General features: G+C 63.3%; 4 protein-coding genes and 1 pseudogene. All 5 read right to left on the minus strand.

Annotated features, from left to right (window positions below; all coding sequences use genetic code 11):
* A pseudogene (locus EOC06_RS32470) lies at positions 1-425 on the minus strand (glycosyltransferase); the annotation flags it as partial.
* A 2-nt stretch (positions 426-427) separates the two neighbouring features.
* Positions 428-1,528, minus strand: a complete 1,101-nt coding sequence (locus EOC06_RS32475; protein WP_128309709.1) for a glycosyltransferase family 4 protein — start codon at positions 1,526-1,528, stop codon at positions 428-430.
* Positions 1,513-2,805, minus strand: a complete 1,293-nt coding sequence (locus EOC06_RS32480; protein WP_128309710.1) for a TIGR04295 family B12-binding domain-containing radical SAM protein — start codon at positions 2,803-2,805, stop codon at positions 1,513-1,515. The genes EOC06_RS32475 and EOC06_RS32480 overlap by 16 nt, the downstream gene beginning before the upstream one ends.
* Positions 2,802-3,875 (minus strand): GDP-mannose 4,6-dehydratase, encoded by a 1,074-nt coding sequence (locus EOC06_RS32485; RefSeq protein ID WP_128309711.1) that lies wholly within the window; start codon positions 3,873-3,875, stop codon positions 2,802-2,804. The genes EOC06_RS32480 and EOC06_RS32485 overlap by 4 nt, the downstream gene beginning before the upstream one ends.
* Entirely contained in the window at positions 3,872-4,978 is a 1,107-nt protein-coding gene (locus tag EOC06_RS32490) for an NAD(P)-dependent oxidoreductase (RefSeq protein ID WP_128309712.1), read from the minus strand. The genes EOC06_RS32485 and EOC06_RS32490 overlap by 4 nt, the downstream gene beginning before the upstream one ends.
* Positions 4,979-5,017 lie beyond the last annotated feature (39 nt).

Raw genomic sequence — 5,017 nt, forward strand, 5'->3', positions numbered from 1 at the left:
CCGTCATAGTGCTCCAACCGCAGCGCCGAGATTGCCTCGGTCGCCGATACCGCCCGGTGGTGGGTGTCATGAAACAGAAGGATGAAGTTGCCGCCAGCGGCCCGGGCACGGCCGATACGTGCGACAAGCTCCGGATCCGTCCACTCATGAACGATCACAACGTCGGCCTCAGCGATCCAGGCCTCGTGATCGAACCCGGCATCATAGGTCACCGGCATCAGTTCTGGGAAATCCTTGCGGAAGCGTTCGATGGCGAAGGATCCCTTCTCAGCCAGCAGGTTCGAACGGCTCCAGCCGTCGGACGGCTCCAGCGCGACCGCCTGGTGCCGGCGCGCGACCAGTTCCCGCATGATACCGCGCAGGAAATGGGCATTGCCGTGGTTCCAGTCGGAAACGACCGAGTGGGTGTAGAACAGAAAGCGCATGGTCAGCGCCCCGCCATGGCCAGGGCCGCCTTGTCGTAGATGCCTCGCATGGCCGCCGCTTGCCTGGCCAGTGTAAACCGGCGGCTTCGTCGCAGGGCTGCCTGGCCGAGCTCCCGCCTGAGTTCGACATCGCTGGAGAGACGATTGAGGCAGGCAGCGAGGTCGTGGGGATTGCGCGCGTCAAAGAACATCGCGGCCCCGTCCCATAGTTCGCGATAGGTTGCGATGTCGGAAAGCACCAAGGGCGTCGCCGACATGGCAGCTTCCAGCGCGGCCAGACCGAATGGCTCATAGATTGATGGCGACACGAAAATGCCGGCGCGCGCCATCAAGGAGCGCACCTCGTGAGACGGCAGTGCTCCCAGAGGAACAGCATAACTGAAGCTGGTACGCCCGCCGTTGGGACCGTGCATCGAACCGGCGGCAAAAACGGGCCATTGCGTCAGCGACGCGGCCTGGTCGATCACCGCCGCATTCTTGCCCTCGTCCCACCAGCGGGCAGCGGCGAAGACGAGCGGTTGGCGCTTTTCGGTCTTCGGCACCGGACTGGCACTATTCCCGACCACACTCAGACGCGCGATCGGGCCATAGCAGGTCTCAAGCATATCGGCATGGCTGCGGCTCGGCACGATGACTGCGTCGGCCCGATCCAAGCCGCGCCTGTTGCGCTCCTTCTGCCAGGCCCATGCGCCATCCACCGCCTGTTTCCTGACGGCGTGGAACCATGTCGTCACGCAGGAATGCGAGACCACCACGGCTGGGCACGGCGCATCGAATCCCGCCGCCTGCGTCGGCGCGTTGAAATGAACAAGGTCGATGGCGTGGTCGCGCATGGGCGCAAGCAATTCCCGCGGCAGCGCGTCGAGGTCGCCGCCGTCGCGGGTCATCCAATCCGGCGGCGTACTCAACCAGATCAGCGTCGTGAAAGCCTCCGCCTCCGCAGCCTGCTGCCTCGGCGGTTGTGGACCGAGGCCGGCAAGCACCACGCTGTCGCCGCCGTTCACAAGTTCCCGTGCCAGATCAAGGGCATAGCGCCATACGCCGCCCACGGCATCGACGGTCATCAGGATGCGCCGCGAGCGCGGCGTCAGTGTCCGCAACATGTCGCCTCCAGTTCCGCCAGCGGTCGCGGCCGCCTCTCCTGGATGTCACTGAATTTCTGGAAAGATGCGAGGTAGTGGTCATGGGCGCGTTCCCAGGCAAGGTCGTCGGGTTCGCCCCAAAGCTCGCGGTAGCTGGGCGAACTCGGATACGGATAAAGCGGCACAGGTTCGTTGGCCCATACGCCGTGGTCGATCAGGTGGGTTCGCCAGTGCTCGACCAGGGCGGGATCATCCTCGACCACGCCGATCAGATTGGCCTGAACGAATGGAACGTGACGTCTGGCATCGACGAGCAGCGCGGCGAGTTCCTCGGTACCCAGCCGGCAGCGCTTGGCCAGCATTGCCCGACCTTCGACGGTCAGGCTTTCGAGACCGGCCTCGATGGAGACGCAGCCCGCGGCGCCCAGCAATTCCAGCAGCTCGGGCTTCCACAGATCGATGCGGGTCTGTACGCCGAATTTCACGTCGCGATCGACCAAGGCTTCCAGCAACGCTTTTTGCGGCAGGAAGATCTCGTCGATGAAGTAGATGTAGCCGACACCTTGGGCAATCAGCCGATCGATCTCCGCCACCACCGCTTCATGGTTTCGACGGCGATAGGCATCACGGAAATCGATCTTGGCGCAGAAACTGCAGTTATAGGGACAGCCGCGCGATGCCTCGACTTCCGCACCGAACCCCACCTGATTGTCATCGAACCTGTGATGGTGATGCGAATGGGCTGCGATCCAGTCCGCTGGCCATTCGAGTGGCGGATGATCGGCAAACGAACTGGCGTGGACGCCGCCGTTCGAAACCACCCTGGCATCCCGCAGATAAGCGGTTGAGGGCACCGCGCTCCAATCGTCGCACCGGGCAAGTTGCTCGACGACTTCTTCGCATTCGCCGCGCACGACGATGTCGACGCCGAGCTTGCGCAAGGTTGGCGCCGGCGTCGCAGAGCCATGCGGCCCGACCGCGACCGTGCGTCCACCGCGCCCGGCGAGACGGTTGAGGAAATCGGCCGGCACACGCAATTCCGGCGGTGCGCAGCGCCAGAACAGATAGGTCGGGGCGGTACTGACGACGGTCATCGCCGGGGCGAAATCAGCCACCCGCTCGCAGAGACCGGAATTGTCGAGCTTCTGCAACTGCCCATCCAGCATCAGCACCTCATGTCCGGCGGCTTCGAGCAGGGCCTTCGAATAGCCGAGTTCCAGCGGCAGATGTGGTTGGCGGCAGCCGAAATAGATGCTGTCGTCGTAGGTCCAGAATGGGTTTACCAAAGCGATTTTCATGCGACGTACCTCACGGCTTCAGGGCGAGGCTCGAGCCGATGGCGCTGCAGCCAGTCGGCGAGGTCGCGGACGCCTTCGCGCCATGAAACATGGGCCATCCAGCCAAGCGCGGTTTTGATCTTGCGGGTGTCGGCGACGAAGAAGGGCTGGTCGCCCGTGCGTTCCCCATCGTGGCGGATTGAAAGCTCATGGCCGGTCAGGCTACGGATCTCGCTCAACAGCCTGCGCAGGCTGACCGCATTTTCCGGGCCGCCGCCAAGATTGAATGCCTGGCCTTTGGTGGTCTCGATGCGATCGAGCACGGCCCTGTAGGCGGCGACGGCATCGGAGACATGCAGGATATCGCGCACTTGCCTGCCGTCGCCGTAAATGGTGATTGGGCGTCCCGTCAGCGCGCTGAGCAGGAAGTGTGCGACCCAGCCCTGGTCCTCGGTTCCGAACTGGCGCGGTCCATAGATGCAGCTCATCCGCAGCACCGCCGTCGGCATGCCGTAGGATTTGGCATAGTCGAGCACATACTGATCCGCCGCGCCTTTGGAGCAACCGTAGGGCGTGCAGAAGTCCAGGCCCCGAGCCTCATCGATGCCGTGCGCCTGGATGACGCTGTCGCAAGGCACATAGTGATCGCCGTCCTCGCGGACCGCGACGTCGGGCAGGCTGCCATAGACTTTGTTGGTGCTGGCGAAGATCACCGGGATAAGCTCACCGCTCAGTCGCGCCGCCTCCAGAATGTTGAACGTTCCCCGAAGGTTGATGTCGAAATCCTCGCCTGGCTGGACCAGGCTTGTGGTGACGGCGGTTTGCGCGGCTAGATGGAAAATTGCCTTCGAACTCATCAGAGCCGTCGCCAAGGCGTTGGCGTCCCGCACGTCGATCGTCTCCACCGTGAGGCGACTGCCGTGTTTTTGCGCCAGCCATTCAAGGTTCTGCTGGACGCCCGGACGGCTGAGATTGTCGATCACCAATACCGGCTCGCCATCCGACAACAGGCTGTCGGCGAGGTTCGATCCTATGAAGCCGCTGCCGCCGATAATGGCGACCGGCGCGTCGCGTCGATTGCGTGTGTTCATGAGACCAACCCGCGTTCTTCGAGCTCGCGCTTCATGTCGGCGCCGCGGTCGACGGCGGACGTGTTACGCACCCAGGAAACGAACTCGCCGAGCGAATTCTCCAGTTGCCGCGCCGGCTCGAAACCGAGCAGCTCACGGGCCTTGGAAATATCGGCGAAGCAGTTGCGGATATCGCCGGAGCGGGCTTTGCCGAGCAGTTCCGGCGAGCGGTTCGGTGTTCCCATGGCTTCGGCCAGCAATCGCGCGACTTCGCTGATCGCGTAGGCTCGGCCGCTGCCGATGTTGATGACATGACCCTTTGCCTGGCGTTGCTGCAGGGCAAGGCGAAAGGCGCGAGCGACGTCATGCACATGGACGAAATCGCGCTTCTGTTCGCCATCCTCGAAGATCATGGGCCGTTGGCCATTGGCGAGACGCGAAGCGAAGTTGGCCAGCACTCCAGTATAGGGATTCGACAACGCCTGGCCGGCGCCGAAGACATTGAACAGGCGCAGCGCAACCGCATCGATGCCATAGGCCTCGCCGAAGATCAGCACGGCGCGCTCCTGAGCGTATTTTGTCAGCGCATAGATGGAAGCGAGATCGACTGGCTTTTCTTCGTCCGTCGGCAGCGGCGAGAGGGCGTCTCCATCTGGCGACAGCGGGTTCCATTGCCCGCTCCTGATGTCGCTCGCCTTGCGTCGGGCATTTTCGACGCGCCGGCCGTCTGGCGTTGCATAGAGCCCTTCGCCATAGACGCTCATCGACGAGGCGACGACGATCCGTTCGACCGGGTGCTTGATCAGCGCCTCGAGCAGCGTTGCGGTGCCGAGATCATTGGCGCCGACATAGCGCGCGATCTCGTACATCGATTGTCCGACGCCGACTTCCGCCGCCAGATGAATGACCGCGTTAACACCTTCGAGCGCATTGGCGACCGCCTCCCGGTCTCGGACATCGCCCTTGATCAGCTCGGTCCCGGCGGGAAGCGCGACGGCTTCGCCCGCATGCACCTGCTCCAGCAACGCATCGAGGATGCGAACCGAATAATCCTGCGCGACGAGTTCCTGTGCGACATGCCGGCCGATGAAGCCGCAGCCTCCTGTAACCAATATGCGTTTCACGACCACTCCTCAGACAAGTAACCTCGGCGCCCCGAACTT

The organism is Mesorhizobium sp. M7A.F.Ca.MR.362.00.0.0, assembly GCF_004023175.1.
Lineage (GTDB): Bacteria > Pseudomonadota > Alphaproteobacteria > Rhizobiales > Rhizobiaceae > Mesorhizobium.

Coding starts and splice junctions, on each gene's coding strand:
- EOC06_RS32480 (WP_128309710.1), bottom strand. CDS start 2,805: ATGAAAATCGCTTTGGTAAACCCATTCTGGACCTACGACGACAGCATC.
- EOC06_RS32485 (WP_128309711.1), bottom strand. CDS start 3,875: ATGAACACACGCAATCGACGCGACGCGCCGGTCGCCATTATCGGCGGC.
- EOC06_RS32475 (WP_128309709.1), bottom strand. CDS start 1,528: ATGTTGCGGACACTGACGCCGCGCTCGCGGCGCATCCTGATGACCGTC.